We start from the raw sequence: 18402 nt of genomic DNA, 5'->3' as shown, positions 1-18402 counted from the left end.
CGTAACCTATGCTTTTGCTCGAATTTCTAATTGGCGTTGCTCTTAATGCGATGGGGTATATTCCGCCAGGGAACATTAACCTTACTTTAGCCCGATTGACCATCAATAGGGGAATGCGCCAAGCTTGGGGCTTTATCCTCGCTTTTTCTTGCGTAGAGGTGTTTTTCACCTTTGGAATGATGCGTTTTGCTCGCTGGGTTTCTAGTGATGTAGATATTGAAGCTATTAAAGTAGGTCATTTTAAACTCAGCTTTTTGGTTGATGTTTTTATGATTGTCCTGTTATTGGTGATGGCGACATTGGCTTGGAAAAATAGAGACAAGGTTCATCAACCAAAAGAAAAGGAGGAGAGCAGAAGAGGTAGCGTAATCTATGGTTTGGTTTTAGGGGTACTCAATCCGGTTCAAATCCCATTTTGGCTGTTTTTTGGCAATTATATTATCCTTCACGAGTGGGTTACTATTGATTATCTTTCTTTGGTGATTTTCAGTATAGGTTCAGGTGTTGGTTCGGGGTTAGCGCTTTATGGTTACGCCTACTTCGCAAAATATATCCAAGAAAAATTTACATTAAGTAGTCGCCTTATCAATAAAGGTATCGCTATTTTTCTTTACTGCTTGGCACTTTATCTGATCGTCAAACAATTAATCGCTTACTGGTCGTAAAATTTTTGAAAAGTAAATGCCGCTTCCATCGGATGTGGTAGCCCTGCTGTACGCTATTATCTTTTTGTTGTCGTAACTACCTTTCCTATCTGTCATCATGAGCATAGCGAAGGATCTCTTGGCAAAAACGCTTCGACAGGCTCAGCGTGACAAACAAAAAGGATATTCGCTGCCATCAGGTTTAGTTACAACGTCGGGATTATTTTTAAACCTCGAAGGTTTCGAAAACCTACGAGGTTTAGTTTTTTGAGGAGTAACTGTTCTGATAAATCGGAAGAGTGAGAGCGTTTTCGATACATCCCATCTGTCTGCTGTACGGGATTTCTCCCCAAAAAGTAGAGAAAAGCAGGTATTTACGTTTTATTTGGGAATTGATTAGTAGTTAAACCTATGAGGTGATGTGGAAATCTTAAGCTATACCTTTTCCAATTTAAAAAGCCTCATCCCAAAAATTAGTAGTAGTAGAAATTTGATCCCCTCAGCAATGGCAAAATATAAATGCAGGGATGAGGGAGCGACGGGTTTCGCTTCCATATAAAGCTGTGCTCTTGCATCCAGTGCAGGTAATAGCCAAACGGTTTGTAAAATCAGTATTAGCATAGTTAAAATATAAAACGGGCTAAATTTGATTTTTCTAACGGTACTAATATTGCTGATTAAAATAGTTACGCCAAATACCCATTCCACTTTATTTAAAGCGGCGAAAACCAATCGGCCTATGCCCAAACCAATGGGTAAAGTAACTCCGGGAGCCCTAAACTTTAGCCATGCCTCCATAAAGCTAATGGCACATATAAAACCTATCCAAGTAAAGGTGCAAATGAGTGCTACAGGTTGCTCTACTTTTGATTTCATGTTGGGCTATTATAATATCGAGATTTTAGACTGAATGGATGTAAATTGGAAACTGATTACAATAAAGGCTTTGCATTATTGTTGCGGTAATAATCGATTTTGAACATAAACATTTCTGCCATTCTACTACCTCGCCATTTCGCTTCGTCCGCTTTTTCCCCTACAAAAAATTCATCGAGCGTACCATGCCAAAGCTTTAGCCAAGTGTCGAAATGAAGTTGGCTTACAGGTAATTTAGCATGCGGAGGAAAAGGGCTTCCAGAGTAGGTGGGAACTTCGAGTAAAATGGTTTGCCAAAAACGGTCCATTTTTTCCAAATGCTCGGTCCATCTATCCTTTAAAATATCATTGAAAATTGGTCCCAAAAGCTCATTTTCTCGCACTCGAGAATAAAATGTATTCACCAATAATTGGATGTCTTCTAGGTTGCTAATGTCTGCCGTTGCCATTTGTATTTTTTCTTGATTCAAAGATACGGCTTATCCAGTTTCATTTTTTCTGATAGAGGTCATGTAATTGGTTAACTGTCATCAAAATTTTGGCTTCTAAAAGACAGATTTACAAAGTTTCTAAAACTTCGTAAGTCGAAACCTCGTAGGTTTGGTCTGGAAGAAGTAATGTTTGCAATCTACTTCCTCATGAATTCCAAGCTCCATATTTTTTCTGCTTTGCGGCCAATCAACACAAAAGAGATTCCTAAAACAGTAAAGAATACCGCCTTATGCCAGCTATCCCAGAAGTATTCGAAATATCTGGTGTAGAGGTTAATAAATAAAAAGATGATTCCAAATTCCCTTAGCATGGCGTCATTTTTCTTTAAGCCAATGATGATGGCAATGACACAGACCACGGCCGAAATAATTGCCCAATAAAACAGGGAGATTTGTTTAACGTTGTACCAATCTTCTAGGCTGCCGTAGTTTCCAAAAATGGAAAGCAATAATAAGGAGGTGAACAAATAAAGCAGTCCGCCAAAGTAGGTAATGTCAAAAAAATAGGAAAGTTTTTGGTGTCTTCTCAATGATATGGATATGAAGGTAAGGCAAAGGCCAAAGGCTACAAACCTTAATGGATAATTGAGACCTAAAAAGTACCAGTTTCCTCTAGAAAGATAGCCCGTTTCGGTACCAAACCATGCCCCCAGCGCCAATAAGGCAAAGGCCCAAATCAATCTTGACCTAAAGAAGTAGGCTAGGCTTAAATAAATAATTACCGAAAAGAGGATGAGTATAGAAAAATGGTTACTGTTGCCATTTAATGCTTTGCCTAAATAGGCTACGGCATTTGCCGTAAGCATTACGCCCGAAAAGATAATGGCCTCATTACTGAATACTTGTTGAGGTTTGTGCTTCTTTCGGCGAATCCCAAAAACATAACAAGCTGCAGCTAATAGTGCCGAAACAATACTAATGATGATATTAGGAGTGTTGTACAGATTTTTTAGGTAGTCGAGCAAAGATTTATCTACCAGTAAAGCACTAAGTGCTACCACCCCACAGCCCATAGCAATCCAAAAAGAATACTGTGCCAACCGCCTCCAATCAAAAGCTTTAGGTTCATAGCTGTCTTTTAGTTTTTGTGCTTCTGCATTGGTTAGCAGTTTTTCAGATTGCCAGTAATCTAGCATCTCATCTAAAAACTCACTATGATCGCGATCTATTTTTTTCATGGAAGTGCCCCAATGTTTTAATAACATCGGTGGCATAAATATAGTTTTTCTAGTCTTATTTCAATAGCTCAGGAATACGTTTATTGTTGCCCACAATCCATACAATGTCTTCATTTTCGAAAACTAGATTGGAGTCGGGGTTTAATATACGTTGGCCATTTCGTTCTATACCTACTACTAAGCCCTGGGTTTTTTCCCTAATACCACTATCTCTGATGGTTTGACCAAATACCGGCGATTTGCTGTTAATGACAATCTTTTGTAATGACATGTCTTGTTTAGGGAAAGTTCCTTTTTCATCAATTTCAACATTATCGCCTTCAAAAAGATGCTTAACACTGGCCAACTGATCATCTGTTCCAATTACCAGAACCTTATCATTGGGATATAAACGCTCATCCCGTTTTGGAGTTGGAATCATGATCTTGCCACGCTCAATCATTGCGATATTAATCCCATATTTTTCTCTAACTGCTAAATCAACTAAGGTTTGTCCAACTAATTTCGATTCTGGTGCTACCGTAAGTTCAAGTAGGTGAGTGTCCCAAGGTAAAATTTCAGGTTGTTTTTTAGCAGCTTCTCTTGCGTTAAGGTTATAAAAAAACCTATTCTCCATGCGCTCATAAAAGCTTTGTAGCTTACGTGAGAAGATGATCATCACAAAAATAATCAAGCCTAATGCAATACCTGCAGCTATCCAGGTGTCAAAGAACTCATACATTAAAAAACCAACGAAAAAGATTCCCAATGCAATCCTAAAAATCTCAATGGCAATTAAGGGGCCACGGGTATATTTTTTATTAAGCCAAAGGTGGGAATATGCCGTTTTTTCAATCCTCTTCACCGATAGTGCCCATAAAAATGGCGCCATAATAAGGAAAGAAATTGCTACGCTGATAATTACACCATTTTTGCCATTGGTAATATTGTTTTCAATAAATGGATGTAGATAGCGAGAGGCCAAGAAAATAATAGCGATAATAATTACCGAGTGAATGATGGTATTGATGATATAAGACCGTAATAATACTTTCCAATCACTTAAAGTGGTAATTCCTTCCGTACTGTTGCTATAGCGACTAATGGCATCCAGCCATCTCTGTGGAAGTATCTTGGCTAAGAAGTTATAAAAGCTTTCAGAGTATTTGATGAGGTAGGGGGTGGTGAAGGTAGTTATGGCCGACACTGCCACGGTAATAGGATATAAGAAATCACTAGTTACTTTTAAGCTAAGACCTAGGGTGGCGATGATGAAGGAAAACTCACCAATTTGGGTTAAACTCAAACCAGTTTGCACAGATGTTTTTAAAGGCTGGCCCGATAACAATGCGCCACTTCCGGTGGTGATCAATTTACCTACAATGGTTACTCCTGTAATAATTAAAATAGGTTGCCAGTAAGCCAATAATATTTTGGGATCAATAAGCATACCTACTGATACGAAGAAGATGGCTCCAAACAAATCTTTTACGGATTTGGTAAGATGTTCTATTTTTTCCGCTTGAGTAGTTTCCGCTAAAATGGATCCCATGATAAATGCTCCCAAAGCGGGAGAGAAACCCACTTTAACAGCCAATATTACCATTACTAAACATAAAGCCAATGATACCACCAATAACATTTCATCGTTCATTAGCTTTTTGGTGAGCTTTAAAAATGTTGGAATGATGAAAATACCACCCAAGAACCAAAGAATAAGGAAAAAGCTTAATTTAAGGATAGAAATCAGCATGTCGGCACCAGCAAATTGCTGACTTACGGCTACGGTGGTAAGTAATACCATAATTAAAATGGCCGCTAAATCTTCCACAATAAGTGCCCCAAACACCAGGTTGGCGAACTTTTTATGCTTTACGCCCAATTCATCAAAAGCCCTAATGATAATGGTGGTTGAAGAAACGGATAGCACTGCGCCTAAGAAAATACTGTCCATGGTTTTCCAGCCCATGAGCTTACCCGCAAAATAGCCAATTAAACACATGCCGATGATTTCTACCAAGGCCGTAATGGAAGAAGAGCCTCCAACCTTTACCAGTTTCTTAAAACTGAATTCTAAACCTAGACTAAAAAGCAAGAAGATAACTCCAATCTCGGCCCAAATCGTAATGTTGGCATTATCGGAAACGGTTGGAATAAATTTGAAATGTGGCCCAACCAAAAGGCCTGCGATGATATAGCCCAGAACCAAGGGCTGCTTAATTTTTTTGAAAATGATAGTGGTAATACCACCTGCTGCAAGTATTAATCCTAAGTCTGCAATGAGTACCGGTAAGTGTGTCATCTAAGCTAAAAAATGTGTTGTTGAGTTGTTTACTATTTTGTTTGCAAGGGCAAAACGGTATTACCAAAACGCATGTTTAGGGAACAGATAGTTAAAAGCTACTTTGTAGTCGAAATATTTAAAAAATGAACCTCTTGGTTTAAGGTCTTCAGGCATTGAAATCTGAGGCTTTTTCTCGAAAATTTTGGGAAAGGTGTATTCCGCCAATATTGTTCTGGCTTTTTGCCATAGAACCCTCATCTTCAAAAAAACAGTTTTTTTCTTCTGGTCGAAATCTGTGCTAAATGAAATATAGCTTGAGATTTCTTTTGGCACAGATGATACATTTTCGCTGGCAGAAGACGAAAAGCAACAAATCATTAACCATCCGCAAAAGAGTAGCATAAACCTCATAGCTCACAAAATACTAAAAAATATTGATTTTTTGAGCTGTAAAATGGGTGTATGTCTCTAAAAAGACACTTGCGTGCTATTTTCCTTTGAAAAAAGCTAGGGTATCTTCCTTATCTTGTTGAAGTTGTTTGGTCAACGCTTCTAATCCTGTAAACTTTACATCTTCTCTTAAAAAGGCCAAAAAGTTCATTTTGATATTTTGACCATAAATTTCACGATTGAAGTCGAAAATGTTTACTTCGATATTGCGTGTCATTCCGTTGATGGTTGGGCGTTGGCCAATGTAAGCCATACCTTTAAAAATTGAAGGTTTAGAATTGAAAGCCGAAAGTGCGTCATTAAGTTCTGTATTTTTACTTTCCATTTCCAAGTCCATTTTTACGGTAACTGCGTAAATGCCATCGCCAGGAATGAGTTTATAGGTTTCGGGAACAAAGATATTTGCGGTAGGGAAACCAATGGTTCTGCCAATTTTATCGCCTTTAATTACGGGGCCATAAATGGAAAAAGCATAACCCAAGTATTTGTTTGCCAAGGCTACATCGCCATCTAACAAAGCCTTACGTATTTTAGTTGAACTTACGGCAACGTCATTGATATCTTGCTCGGGTATTTCTTCTACCTGATAGCCATAGGTACTGGCCTTTTCCATTAATGTAGTAATATTTCCTAATCTATCTTTGCCAAAGCGATGGTCGTAGCCAATGATGATTTTTTTAGTTCCAATAGCATCTACTAAAATATTCTTGATATAGTCGTTGGCACTTAAATTAGAAAAGTCTCTGGTAAATGGCGTAATGATCAGGTGATCAACGCCTAAACTTGCTAAGATTTGAGCTTTCTCTTCAATGGTATTGATCATCTTCAGCTCTTGGTTCTCGGGGTCGATGATCATTCTTGGGTGCGGGAAAAAAGTAAGTAGTACACTTTCTCCTCCCGAAGCTTTGGCCAATTCACAAAGTCGTTTAATGATTTTCTGATGGCCAAAGTGAACCCCGTCAAAAGTCCCAATGGTTACGATAGCGTTGTCTAATTTCTTGAAATCGGAAAGCTGATGATATATTTTCAAAGCAAAAATCTTTTAGTGGAAAGCCTGACGTTTAACTACGCCACCTTTTAGGTCGGCAATTTGTTGTTGAACTACGAAAGCGTTAGGGTCTATTTCATCGATCTTATCCTGTAGCTTGCTCAATTCTAGTTTGGTCACTACTGTGTAGATGATGTCAATGTCTTTTTTCTGCAAATAGCCACCCTCTCCTTTATAAATGGTTACGCCACGTTTCATTTCATTGATAATGAAAGCTTTAATTACTTCGTTTTCTTCTGAAATAATGGTGACGCCCGTGTATGCTTCTAGGCGGTTGACAATAAAATCGATGGTGTTGGTTGCCGAAAGGTAGGTTAATATCGCATATAGAGCTGTATCAATATTGATGAAATAAGCTGCAAAAAGGAAGATCACAATGTTGAGCATAAAGATGATATTGCCCACAGTAAGTTGGCTGTTTCGGCTAATATACAAGGCCAAAACCTCTGTGCCATCAATCACGCAGCCGCCACGCATGGCCAAGCCAATTCCACCTCCCAAGAAAAAACCACCAAAAAAGGCTACCAAAACCTTTTCGTGGGTAATGGGTTGAAAGGGAACAAAAATTAGACAAAGCGATAGCGCAGTAATGGCAATAGCTGTTTTTAAGGCAAAAACTTTTCCTATTTGCTTATAGCCCAAAATAATAAATGGAATGTTGATGACGATGATCAGGTAGGATAATTTCCACTCGCTGAGCGTACTTACCAATAAAGAAATACCTGTAACGCCACCGTCAATAAAATGTTCGGGCATTAAAAAACTCTTCAGACCAAAGCATGCGGATATGACACCAAGGCACATAAAGAGGATTTCTTTTGCGGTGCGTATTTTTTCGGCCCTACTGGTTTGCATCACGAAGGTTGATTTATATTTTTATTTTCTTCTTTCTTAGTACGAAGATAAGCAATCAGCTCTTTGAGCTCAAAAGCATTGCTTAATAAAAAGTTGCCGCTTCTGGTACGGGTTAGTTTTGAAAGGTAGGCGCCGTTATTAAGTGCTTTGCCAAAATCAGAAACTAAGGATCTGATGTACGTGCCCTTGCTGCAAACAATTCTAAAGTCTACTTCGGGTAGGGCTATTCTGGTGATTTCAAATTCACGAACAGTAACAAAGCGTTTCTTCAATTCCACTTCTTCTCCCAAACGTGCTTTTACATACAAACGTTCGCCGTTTACTTTTACCGCAGAGTGTGCCGGTGGGTATTGAGAGATATCTCCAATAAATGGTTTGGTGGCGTTGTAAATTTCTTCTTCGGTAATGTCAGAAATATCAAATTTGGCATCTATCTCTGTTTCCATATCAAAAGAAGGTGTGGTAGCACCCAAAATCAAAGTTCCCGTATATTCTTTCTCCTCAGCTTGAAAAGTGTCTATTTGTTTAGTGAGCTTACCTGTGCAAATGATCAATAAGCCGGTAGCCAAGGGGTCTAGCGTGCCCGCATGGCCCACTTTTAATTTCAGGGGTTTTAAGGTGTTCCTGATTTTTCCAACCACATCAAATGAAGTCCACTCATACGGTTTGTTGATGAGTAGAAGTTCTCCTTCTGGAAAATTAAAATCTGGAAATTCAGTATTCGAGTTTTCTTCCTTAAGCATTAAAGTATCGTAATTTCAATCCCAGCAAAGTACAATCCCAAAATAAGGATACCTATTGCAATTCTATACCACCCAAAGATACGAAAGCCATGTTTTGTTAAGAAGCTAATGAAAGACTTGATGGCGACGATGGCAACAATGAAAGCTACCACGTTCCCAAAAAGTAATATCTTGATGTTTTCGGCATTTAAAAGTTCATGACCTTTCAGCAGTTTATATCCAGTAGCGGCTACCATAGTAGGTACGGCAAGGAAAAATGAAAACTCCGCTGCGGCATTTTTGGTAAGCTTTTGTTGCATACCACCAATAATGGTGGCGGCACTTCTGCTTAAGCCTGGAAAACAAACTGCCAATACTTGGTAAAGACCAATTTTGAAGGCAGTACCATTGGTAATTTTGCTTTCATCATCTACCGTAGGGTTTTTAAATACTTTATCAATAAACAGCAGGATAATACCCCCAACTAATAGAATTACAGCAATGAAAATAGGATTACCTAGTTTATTGTCGATAAAATCGTTCAGTAAATAGCCAAAAAGAAGGGCCGGTATTACAGCAATAGCCAGTTTTACATAAAAAGCAAAACTGTTGAGGTTCACAAATTTTTTCCAGTAAACCACCACTACAGCCAAAATAGCACCAAGTTGTATGGCAATGGTGAAAAGCTTTACAAAGTCGTCGGTGGCAATGCCCATGATAGAGCTGGCAATGACCATGTGTCCAGTTGACGAAACAGGCAAAAACTCAGTTAATCCTTCAATAATAGCAAGGATGAGTGCTTGTAAATAATTCATTTAAAAATTTACGGTTTAGAAATACAATTGGCAATATGGGAGCATCGCCTTAATATTATACTATTTTTTCAGTATTGCGTAAATACCAAATACAAAGCCAAACAATACGACCACAGGAGCAATCAAAGTTCTTCTAGTGTCGTAAATGTCGCCATCAGCACCCATCATCAATACAAAGCCAAGCACTACAATAGCAATACTGATCAATAGCAATTGATAATTTTTTTTACTGAAGACCAATTCTTCTTTTTGTTTCTGCGTTGCAGAAGTTGTTTTTTGATCTGCCATTATCTATATAAGTCGTAAATTTTTAAACGTAAATATTTGCTTACTGCAAACCAAGTACTGATTGCAGTAATAAAAATGCCAATAGCGATCATACTGATAAATACCAAGCCAAATTCGGTAAAGTTTCTGAGAATGATGATTTCTGGCAATTCTTGTTGAGCGTAATATAATAATCCTAAAAGGATAATAATTGCAATAAAGGAAGCAATGATGCCGTGCAATGCAGCTACTAAAATAAATGGCTGTCTGATGAAGTTTTTGGTTGCTCCTACCAATTGCATGCTTTTGATTAGGAAACGTTGAGAGAAAATGGCCAAACGAATGGTGTTGTTAATTAAAGCAACAGCAATTATTAAAAGGATAGCAGCAAAACCCAATACAATTAAACTAATAGTATTGATGTTTTTATTCACCATGTCAATCAATGAACTTTGATAAACTACTTCTTTTACGATAGGATCTTTCTCAATGGTTTTCTTTAGGGCATCAATATTTTGATTGTTGGCATAATCTGCCTTTAAATAAACATCAATGCTAGAAAGCAAAGGGTTGTATCCTAAAAAGTTCACAAAATCTTCGCCCAAGTCTTTCGTAAGGTTGTGCTGTGCTACCTCTTTGTTTACATATTGCGTTTGTTTAACGGCAATGTTGTTATCCAAATTTTTCTTAAAAGCAAGTACTTCGGTTTCTTTGGCACCTTCGTCTACAATAATATTAAGTACAATATTTTCTTTTACGTAGTTAGATAGGTTTTTGGCGTGTACTAAGATTAAACCAAGCATGCCCAGCATTAGCAACACTAATGCAATACTGAAAATAGTGGAAACATATACCGTTTTGGTTTTTTTTGCGGCCGGGCTTACTTCGAATTCTTCCATATGTACTTAATTGTTTTTGCGAAAATAAGTAAAGATAAGCTAAAACTTAAATTATGCGCTTATTGTTTTGTCTAAACAACGTTTTTACATATTCAAAATTGTAAAAAAAATGTCTTGATTTCATGTATTTTAACATTCCTTAACCAAGTTTTTGCAGGTGCATAATCATAAGACAAGCTTTTTGCAACGCATGTTTTTTACTTTATAACTTACGAGTGGCACACTGATTGTTAACGCAATGTCATCTAAGTTGCGCAGTTAAATAACCCTAACCCGTAAAACAAATGAAAAAACAAGTTGTATTGCTAGGCGCTATCTTAATTGCTTTGGTTACTTTCGGCAGTTGTAAAAAGCAGGATGAAGCCACTAAACCCCTTTCAGAAAAGCTTTTTGGTAAATGGATGGTAGAAAAAATTGTTACCACCACCGAAACAGAAACAGGGCCTAAATCTGTCACACAAAATTATCAGTCATCTGACTACATGGATTTTAGGAAGAGTGAAAATAATGATGTTGAAGTAAAATTAGGAGCCAATACAAGTTTGGGAACCTTCGTTACTACCGTTGACCAAACCTTAAACTTGACTATTTCTGGTAAAAGTTTGGTTTGTAGAATGGACGAGATTACTAATAGTAAAGCTCAGTTTACGGGTACGGTTACAGGATCTAATCCCAAAGTAACAGAAACATATTATCTATATCGATAAAATCAAAAATAAGTTAATGAAGCACCGCTATTTTCCATAGCGGTGTTTTTTGTTTAAAGCTTTACCAAAACAGGCTTAATTTCCTTACTTTTGCAAACTATTTAGAAACAGCATATTAATGGATTATCAATTTGCAGCCATAGAGCAAAAGTGGCAGAAATACTGGGCCGATCACCAATCATTTAAAGCCGAAGCCAATTCAGACAAACCGAAATACTATGTTTTAGACATGTTTCCGTATCCTTCTGGAGCAGGTCTGCACGTAGGGCATCCGTTGGGCTATATCGCTTCTGATATCTTTGCCAGATACAAACGTTTAAAAGGTTTTAACGTGTTGCATCCTATGGGCTACGATTCGTTTGGCTTGCCTGCCGAACAGTATGCGATACAAACTGGCCAGCACCCTGCGGTAACTACTGAAACCAATATCAATACCTATCGCCGTCAATTGGACCAAATCGGGTTTTCATTTGATTGGAGCAGAGAAGTGCGTACCAGCGAGCCATCTTATTATAAATGGACGCAATGGATTTTTATGCAATTGTTTAACTCTTGGTATAATTTGGAGACAGATAAAGCGGAATCGATTTCGACCTTAATTGAAAAATTCAATGCTGCTGGTAGTGCCGACGTTAAAGCGGCTTGCGACGAGGATACGAAAACTTTCTTGCCAAGTGATTGGGCCAATTTTTCGGAAGAGGAAAAACAAGAAGAGCTATTAAAATACCGTTTGACCTACTTGAAAGAAAGTACCGTAAACTGGTGTCCAGCTTTGGGTACGGTATTGGCAAACGATGAGGTGAAAGACGGTTTTTCGGAGCGTGGAGGTTATCCGGTAGAGCAAAAGAAAATGATGCAATGGAGCATGCGTATTACCGCCTATGCGGAGCGCTTGCTGCAAGGTTTGGATACGATTGATTGGCCAGAGCCAATGAAAGAAATGCAACGTAACTGGATTGGTAAAAGCTCTGGGGCGTCTGTAAAGTTTAAAGTTGAAAACAGCGATTTACAGATAGAAGTGTTCACCACTAGGGTAGATACTATTTTTGGTGTTTCTTATTTGGTGTTGGCACCGGAGCACGAGTGGGTTGCCCAGTTGACTACACCAGAACAAAAAACTGAAATAGAAGATTATATTGCACAAACCAAAAAGAAATCGGAATTAGATCGCATGGCCGATGCCAAAACTGTTTCTGGTGCTTTTACGGGTACTTATGTTATTAACCCAGTAAGTGGCGAGTGTGTGCCATTATGGATTGCCGATTATGTATTGGCAGGCTATGGAACTGGGGCAGTAATGGGCGTACCAAGTGGCGACCAACGCGACTGGTTATTTGCAACGCATTTCAATTTACCGATTGTTCAAATCTTGGATAGTCAAAAAGATATTGATGTACAGGCAGATCCTACTAAGGAAGGAAAATATATCAACTCTGGGTTCATTAATGGGATGAGCTATAAAGAGGCGGTTGCTTTCTTGAACCAATGGTTAGAAGATCAAGGCGTAGGCAAAGCAAAAATCAATTACCGTCAACGTGATGCTATTTTTGGTCGTCAGCGTTATTGGGGCGAACCAATTCCAGTATATTTTAAAGATGGCTTACCTTACTTGTTGAAAGAGGAAGAGTTGCCGTTGTTGTTGCCAGAAATTGATAAATATTTGCCAACCGAAACAGGTGAGCCGCCACTAGGTAGGGCCGAAGATTGGAAATATGAAGGTAAATACGAGTATGAACTTTCCACCATGCCAGGTTGGGCAGGCAGCAGCTGGTATTGGTACCGTTATATGGATGCCCAAAATGATCATGCTTTTGCGGACCAAAAGGCAATTGATTACTGGAAAGATGTAGATCTTTACATTGGTGGTTCTGAGCATGCTACCGGTCACTTGTTATATAGCCGTTTTTGGAACAAATTTTTGAAAGATTTAGGTTTTGCCAAAGAAGAAGAACCTTTCAAGAAATTGATCAACCAGGGAATGATTCAAGGTAGAAGTAATTTTGTTTACCGTGTGGTGGATGAGGAGGGAAGAGGAACAAACAAATTGGTTTCATATAATCTTAGAAAAGACTATAAAACCATCGCTTTGCATGTTGATGTAAACATTGTAGAGAATGACGTTTTAAATATCGAGAAGTTCAAGGTTTGGAGAGATGAGTTTGCTAATGCAGAATTTGTATTGGAAAACGGCAAGTACATTTGTGGCGTTGAGGTTGAGAAGATGTCAAAATCTAAGTTCAACGTGGTAAACCCTGATGTGCTGATTGCACAATATGGTGCTGATACCTTAAGGATGTATGAAATGTTCTTGGGACCTCTAGAGCAAAGCAAACCTTGGAACACCAATGGTATCGAGGGCGTATTTAAGTTCTTGCGCAAATTCTGGCGTTTGTTCCATAATGAAGCTTGGGAATTTACCGTGAGCGATGAAGCGCCTAGCAAAGCCGAATTGAAATCGTTGCATAAAATCATTAAAAAAGTACAGGAAGATATTGAGCGCTTCTCGTTCAACACTTCGGTATCAAGCTTCATGATTGCCGTGAACGAATTGACGGACTTAAAATGTAATAAGCGAGCTATTTTGCAAGATCTAGTGGTTGTATTGGCACCTTATGCGCCACACATCTGTGAGGAGCTATGGTCGTTATTGGGCAATAAAGATTTATCTACTGCTCAATATCCAATTTTCAATCCGGAGTATTTGGTAGAAGACGAGTTTGCTTATCCAATTTCCATCAACGGAAAAATGAAGATGAACTTGAATTTGAGCTTAACGCTTGAAGCAAAAGAAGCTGAGGAAGCTGTTTTGGCCAACGAGCAGGTTCAAGGATTTTTGAATGGTGCAAGTCCTAAGAAAATCATTTTTGTTAAAGGAAAAATCGTAAACATTGTGATTTAGAATGTACTAAAAAATGAAAAGGGCCTCGTTTTTTAGCGAGGCTTTTTTTTGGAGCTATCTTTAGCTTCTCTATCTCCTAATATTTTGGATTACAAAATTTCTTATTAAAGAAAAAGAATGAAAACCATTCGCCGCCCGAAAAATGCCATTCACCGATAATTTTTTGCCGATGATGAAAAAATGCTTTAATGCGCTTGTAACAAAAAATACCTTTGAAAGACTAATACGTACAAACAACAAAATAATATGAAAAAACTACTACTAATTTGTGCCGCTTTATTGATGATGATGAATGCAAAAGCCCAATTCCCAATGATGGGAGGTGGCAATGCAGCTCCAAAAGTGACAGGACGCGTTTCGGCTACTATTTTAGATTCGGTAAGTAAACAACCTGTAGAATATGCTACGGTTTCTTTGATAAATGCTAAAACAGCGAAAGCAGTTAACGGTGGCCTTACCGATGCGAAAGGTAAAGTATCTATCCAGAATATAGCACCAGGTGAATACAAAATGATTATTGGTTTTATTGGTTATGCCACTAAAACAATTGCCGTGAAAACTACACCAGAAAAACCAGATAATAATTTAGGTAATTTATTCTTGGCGGGTAACTCAAGCACTTTGAAAGAAGTAACGATTGAAGGCAAGAAAAATGTGGTTGAAAATAAAATTGACCGCATGGTATATAATGCAGAGGCTGACGCTACCAATGCCGGTGGTGATGCCACTGATGTGATGCGTAAAGTACCTATGCTATCGGTAGATATAAATGGTAATGTACAGTTACGTGGAAGTGCGGTAAGGGTATTGATTAATGGTAAACCTTCTGGAACCATGGCTAACAGTGTAGCTGATGCCTTGAAGATGATCCCTGCAGAGCAAATTAAAAGTGTAGAGGTGATTACCAACCCATCTGCTAAATATGATGCAGAAGGTTCAGGCGGTATCATTAATATCATCACTAAAAAGAGCAATGCAGAAGGAGTAAGTGGTTCGGTAAATGCTTCGGCAGGTACTCGCCAAAATAACGGTAGCTTAAACCTAACTGCTAAGAGTGGTCGTTTTAGTGCTAACACGGCGTTGGGTGGCTTTTTGGCTTATCCACAGGAAACCAAAACAGCGTTCTTTAACCAAACGACAACAGGTGATGTTTTGCAAAACGGGATGTCTGACTGGAAAAGACAAGGGTTTAATGGTAGTTTAGGTTTAGATTATGATTTTAACGCTTATAATAACTTAAGTACCAACGCTAAATACAACACTTTCTATAATGGCGGAACTACTGGTTCACATATTTTTGTGAATAACACGCCTACTGGAAATATTGTTGGTGATAACGATATGTCTAATGGAAACTTGGATTGGAACTTAGATTATAGACGCACCAGTAAAAAACAAGGCGAAGAATTTTCTGTAGCTGGCCAGTTGACACTAGGTAGAAATAACAATGAGTTTGTGAACGACTATCGTACCGCTACAGGGACACCAATTAGTTTCATAGAAAGCACCAACGTAGGTAAAAATAAAGAATATACTGTTCAAACAGATTATGTTTATCCGTTTAGTAAAACGGTAACTTTTGAAGTTGGAGCCAAAGGTATTCTTAGAAATATTCAAAGTGAGTTTTCTCAAAATTCTGCACAAGATTTTGATTATGACCAAAACGTAGGTGCAGCTTATTCGACCATCGCTTTTAATTTAACCAATAAAATTAAATTTAAAGGTGGAGTAAGAGGTGAATACACTGAGATTAGTTTCACGGATGTTAACGGTAATCCAATTAAAAATGATTATTTCAACCTATTCCCAAATGCGATACTTTCTCAAGCAATTAATCCAACAACAACCTTAAAGTTAGCTTATAACAAAAGGGTACAACGCCCTAGTTTGGCTTATTTGAATCCTTTCCGTAATGAAACTAACCAGTTTAGCGTACTTCAAGGTAACCCAGATTTAAATCCAGAGTTAAGCCACAATGTGGAATTAGGTTATTCAACCTTTATCAAAGGATCAATAATCAATGCTTCATTGTTTTACAGAAATACAAAAAATGTAATTGAGAACATTAACCAAGATGATGCATCGGGTAAAATTTTAACCACTTACGCTAACGTTGGTACTACCCAAAGTTTTGGTGCTAATTTATTTGCTTCATATAACCCAACTCCAAAATGGACTTTAATGACCAATATGGGCGTAAATACTTATGAAATCAGAAAAACTGCAGGTGCCATAGGAGGGATGAATGAAGGTACTTATTTGAACTATAACTTTTTCTTGAGATCTGCTACTGCATTTAAAGGTGGTTGGAATTTAGAATTATATGGGGTAGTAAATTCACCACGTTACACTTACCAAAGTAAAACAGACCCAATGTTTTTTTACGGAGGTGCAGTGAAGAAAGACATTATGAAGAAGCAAGCCTCTATTGGCTTGAACTTGCTCAACCCTTTCAACAGAGATTTACACATCAAAACCGTAACACAGTCGGGTGATACTTATCAAACCACCAATATTTACTATCCATTACGTCAAATCAGTTTAAACTTCAGCTACAAATTCGGTAAGTTGAAATTTACTGAGAAGAAAAAAATCAAAAACGACGACATGAAGCAAGACCAACAACAAGGTGGCGGCATGGGCGGAGGCATGGGTCAAGGTAAATAAGTCAAAAGTTAAAAGTTAAAAGGCCGTTCATGATTTGAGCGGCCTTTTTTATAAGCCGTTTAAAACAAATGATTTATCTCACTTTTTCATTTTTACTCCTTTTAGTTGTTTAAAAACGTTTATTTTTGTGAACAACCAACACAACAAACATTGCTTCTTTTTCATTTGGCAGTTATTGGAGGTATATTTATATTTTCTCTAATTGTCGTTTTGCTTATTCTATTTGGGCGGGGCAGACGTTACCAAAACCTATTGCTCTGCATTGGTATTGCGGGCATTATCTGGTATGCGGTGATGTACCTTCTCACCAGCACGGGGTATATTCGTCATTACCCATATTTGTTTAATAAAGGATTGCCTTTCTACTATCTCATTGGGCCATGTTTTTATCTGTACATCAGAGGAACAATTTATCCTCAATATGCTTCTTTCCGTAAAACAGACCTACTTCATTTGTTGGTAACAGTTCCGGCCATTTGCTCTGTTATGCCTTATTGTCTTTTAGATGATGTTGGTCAGCAGTATGTTGTAGATCAAATTGCAAAAGATCAGAACTATTCCTTTAGTGGCGCAAAATATGTAGTAGGCATTTGGCATTGGTTTACTTGGCCCTTAACGGCATTGATTTACACAGTACTTCAATACCATTTAATTAAAAATGCAGCAATATCAGCAAGTTTAACCCAAAAAAGTAAGAAGTGGATGTATGGGATTACCATGATCTGTTTGATAACCTTTGGGATGATACTCACTTTAAATTTAGCGGTGTTATTTGATAAAACTTCTGCAGCAATCATCCTTAGTTCTAGCAAAATGATTGTCTTTTTGGCCCTATGTTTCTTAACCTTAGGAGGTGCTTTTTTTGTGAACCCAAACTTTATTTACGGACGTTTTGTTATGAATGGGGAAAATATTGCTCATACTGATTTAAGCGCCCTTCAGGAAAAGCCATTAAGTGAACAAAGCTTATCTAAAGAAGAAGTAACGCCGATATTGCCTGATTTTGAATTGATTGATCATTTGGAGGCATACCTTTCGAAGAGTAAGATATATTTAGAAACAGGATTAACTTTAAGCAAACTAGCGGTAGCAGCAGATATTCCCAGTTATAAACTTTCAGAATTATTAAATAGCCATTACGAACAGAATTTTAATGCTTATGTGAACGTTTGGCGTATTAAATATATTGTACAAAGGCTCGAAATAGGCGATCATAAATTTCTTACCCTCGAAGCACTAGCCAACGAAGCTGGTTTTACGTCTCGAAACTCCTTTTTTACTGCATTTAAAAAGCAAATGGGTGTATCCCCATCGGCTTATATTAGTACTATAAAGCTAAAATCAGCCTAAAAAAGATGTACTAATTTCTCGAATCTAGTACATGGAATGAGGAATAAAGACCTCATTTTTAGTGTTTATTGATGAATTTTATCCACGAAAATTAATTAACAATTTATGGAAAAATTCTACAAGAAACTTTCACTCACCTTTATTGACTTGCGATTGGCTTTATCTACACCAGTTACGCAACATCTCGGAATTTATACTAACACTAAATTACCTGGATTAATTCGTTCTACTCTATAACCTTAAATGTTGGTTATATCTTAATCAGATTCAA

The 18402-nt window shown here is 37.8% G+C and carries 16 protein-coding genes; 5 read left to right on the top strand and 11 right to left on the bottom strand.

The features are described 5' to 3' along the window. The first annotated feature begins 8 nt into the window (after nucleotides 1-8). Entirely contained in the window at nucleotides 9-665 is a 657-nt protein-coding gene (locus ABDV71_RS18100; protein WP_343535076.1) for a LysE family transporter, read from the top strand. 414 nt (nucleotides 666-1079) lie between these two features. On the opposite strand, the gene ABDV71_RS18095 is transcribed toward ABDV71_RS18100, so the two are convergent. From ABDV71_RS18095 to ABDV71_RS18045, 11 genes are all read right to left on the bottom strand, one after another. Continuing rightward, complete coding sequence (locus ABDV71_RS18095; RefSeq protein ID WP_343535075.1) at nucleotides 1080-1520, bottom strand: hypothetical protein; 441 nt, start codon at nucleotides 1518-1520, stop codon at nucleotides 1080-1082. Between the two features lie 56 nt (nucleotides 1521-1576). Further along, a complete protein-coding gene (locus ABDV71_RS18090) occupies nucleotides 1577-1969 on the bottom strand; it encodes a group III truncated hemoglobin (RefSeq protein WP_343535073.1) in 393 nt (130 codons plus the stop codon). A 179-nt stretch (nucleotides 1970-2148) separates the two neighbouring features. After that, nucleotides 2149-3189 (bottom strand): DUF2157 domain-containing protein, encoded by a 1041-nt coding sequence (locus ABDV71_RS18085; RefSeq protein WP_343535071.1) that lies wholly within the window; start codon nucleotides 3187-3189, stop codon nucleotides 2149-2151. 55 nt (nucleotides 3190-3244) lie between these two features. Continuing rightward, nucleotides 3245-5470: a cation:proton antiporter gene (locus ABDV71_RS18080; RefSeq protein WP_343535069.1), complete on the bottom strand. Its 2226-nt coding sequence runs from the start codon at nucleotides 5468-5470 to the stop codon at nucleotides 3245-3247. A 60-nt stretch (nucleotides 5471-5530) separates the two neighbouring features. Then, entirely contained in the window at nucleotides 5531-5710 is a 180-nt protein-coding gene (locus tag ABDV71_RS18075; RefSeq protein ID WP_343535067.1) for a hypothetical protein, read from the bottom strand. 229 nt (nucleotides 5711-5939) lie between these two features. Further along, nucleotides 5940-6932 (bottom strand): bifunctional riboflavin kinase/FAD synthetase, encoded by a 993-nt coding sequence (locus ABDV71_RS18070; protein WP_343535065.1) that lies wholly within the window; start codon nucleotides 6930-6932, stop codon nucleotides 5940-5942. A gap of 12 nt (nucleotides 6933-6944) precedes the next feature. Next, nucleotides 6945-7805, bottom strand: coding sequence for a YitT family protein (locus ABDV71_RS18065; RefSeq protein ID WP_343535063.1), 861 nt, complete (start codon nucleotides 7803-7805; stop codon nucleotides 6945-6947). Beyond that, on the bottom strand, nucleotides 7805-8548 hold the full coding sequence (gene truB, locus ABDV71_RS18060) for a tRNA pseudouridine(55) synthase TruB (RefSeq protein ID WP_343535061.1): 744 nt from the start codon (nucleotides 8546-8548) through the stop codon (nucleotides 7805-7807). The genes ABDV71_RS18065 and truB overlap by 1 nt, the downstream gene beginning before the upstream one ends. Further along, nucleotides 8548-9342 carry an undecaprenyl-diphosphate phosphatase gene (locus ABDV71_RS18055; protein WP_343535059.1) on the bottom strand — a complete coding sequence of 265 codons (795 nt, stop codon included), beginning with the start codon at nucleotides 9340-9342 and terminating at the stop codon, nucleotides 8548-8550. Before ABDV71_RS18055 ends, truB begins: the two co-directional genes overlap by 1 nt. A gap of 60 nt (nucleotides 9343-9402) precedes the next feature. Beyond that, nucleotides 9403-9630 carry a DUF3098 domain-containing protein gene (locus tag ABDV71_RS18050; RefSeq protein WP_343535058.1) on the bottom strand — a complete coding sequence of 76 codons (228 nt, stop codon included), beginning with the start codon at nucleotides 9628-9630 and terminating at the stop codon, nucleotides 9403-9405. Next, complete coding sequence (locus ABDV71_RS18045; protein ID WP_343535057.1) at nucleotides 9630-10508, bottom strand: permease-like cell division protein FtsX; 879 nt, start codon at nucleotides 10506-10508, stop codon at nucleotides 9630-9632. The genes ABDV71_RS18050 and ABDV71_RS18045 overlap by 1 nt, the downstream gene beginning before the upstream one ends. A 284-nt stretch (nucleotides 10509-10792) precedes the next feature. On the opposite strand from ABDV71_RS18045, the gene ABDV71_RS18040 reads away from it, so the two are divergent. From ABDV71_RS18040 to ABDV71_RS18025, 4 genes are all read left to right on the top strand, one after another. Then, on the top strand, nucleotides 10793-11215 hold the full coding sequence (locus ABDV71_RS18040; RefSeq protein ID WP_343535056.1) for a hypothetical protein: 423 nt from the start codon (nucleotides 10793-10795) through the stop codon (nucleotides 11213-11215). Between the two features lie 118 nt (nucleotides 11216-11333). Then, nucleotides 11334-14114: a leucine--tRNA ligase gene (leuS, locus tag ABDV71_RS18035; protein ID WP_343535055.1), complete on the top strand. Its 2781-nt coding sequence runs from the start codon at nucleotides 11334-11336 to the stop codon at nucleotides 14112-14114. 246 nt (nucleotides 14115-14360) lie between these two features. Continuing rightward, nucleotides 14361-16781 (top strand): TonB-dependent receptor, encoded by a 2421-nt coding sequence (locus ABDV71_RS18030; RefSeq protein WP_343535054.1) that lies wholly within the window; start codon nucleotides 14361-14363, stop codon nucleotides 16779-16781. A 210-nt stretch (nucleotides 16782-16991) separates the two neighbouring features. Continuing rightward, on the top strand, nucleotides 16992-18131 hold the full coding sequence (locus tag ABDV71_RS18025; protein WP_343535052.1) for an AraC family transcriptional regulator: 1140 nt from the start codon (nucleotides 16992-16994) through the stop codon (nucleotides 18129-18131). The last annotated feature ends 271 nt before the right edge of the window (nucleotides 18132-18402 follow it).

The organism is Pedobacter sp., from assembly GCF_039594775.1.
GTDB lineage: Bacteria > Bacteroidota > Bacteroidia > Sphingobacteriales > Sphingobacteriaceae > Pedobacter.
Note: the sequence above shows the minus strand (reverse complement) of the source record. Positions and strands in the feature narration are given on the sequence as shown.

Bases quoted from the DNA above. Each gene is read 5' to 3' on its own strand.
- ABDV71_RS18090 (WP_343535073.1), bottom strand. From the start codon at position 1,969: ATGGCAACGGCAGACATTAGCAACCTAGAAGACATCCAATTATTGGTG.
- ABDV71_RS18030 (WP_343535054.1), top strand. From the start codon at position 14,361: ATGAAAAAACTACTACTAATTTGTGCCGCTTTATTGATGATGATGAAT.
- truB (WP_343535061.1), bottom strand. From the start codon at position 8,548: ATGCTTAAGGAAGAAAACTCGAATACTGAATTTCCAGATTTTAATTTT.
- ABDV71_RS18080 (WP_343535069.1), bottom strand. From the start codon at position 5,470: ATGACACACTTACCGGTACTCATTGCAGACTTAGGATTAATACTTGCA.
- ABDV71_RS18100 (WP_343535076.1), top strand. From the start codon at position 9: ATGCTTTTGCTCGAATTTCTAATTGGCGTTGCTCTTAATGCGATGGGG.
- ABDV71_RS18095 (WP_343535075.1), bottom strand. From the start codon at position 1,520: ATGAAATCAAAAGTAGAGCAACCTGTAGCACTCATTTGCACCTTTACT.
- ABDV71_RS18075 (WP_343535067.1), bottom strand. From the start codon at position 5,710: ATGAGGGTTCTATGGCAAAAAGCCAGAACAATATTGGCGGAATACACC.
- ABDV71_RS18055 (WP_343535059.1), bottom strand. From the start codon at position 9,342: ATGAATTATTTACAAGCACTCATCCTTGCTATTATTGAAGGATTAACT.
- ABDV71_RS18085 (WP_343535071.1), bottom strand. From the start codon at position 3,189: ATGAAAAAAATAGATCGCGATCATAGTGAGTTTTTAGATGAGATGCTA.
- leuS (WP_343535055.1), top strand. From the start codon at position 11,334: ATGGATTATCAATTTGCAGCCATAGAGCAAAAGTGGCAGAAATACTGG.
- ABDV71_RS18040 (WP_343535056.1), top strand. From the start codon at position 10,793: ATGAAAAAACAAGTTGTATTGCTAGGCGCTATCTTAATTGCTTTGGTT.
- ABDV71_RS18065 (WP_343535063.1), bottom strand. From the start codon at position 7,805: ATGCAAACCAGTAGGGCCGAAAAAATACGCACCGCAAAAGAAATCCTC.
- ABDV71_RS18050 (WP_343535058.1), bottom strand. From the start codon at position 9,630: ATGGCAGATCAAAAAACAACTTCTGCAACGCAGAAACAAAAAGAAGAA.
- ABDV71_RS18045 (WP_343535057.1), bottom strand. From the start codon at position 10,508: ATGGAAGAATTCGAAGTAAGCCCGGCCGCAAAAAAAACCAAAACGGTA.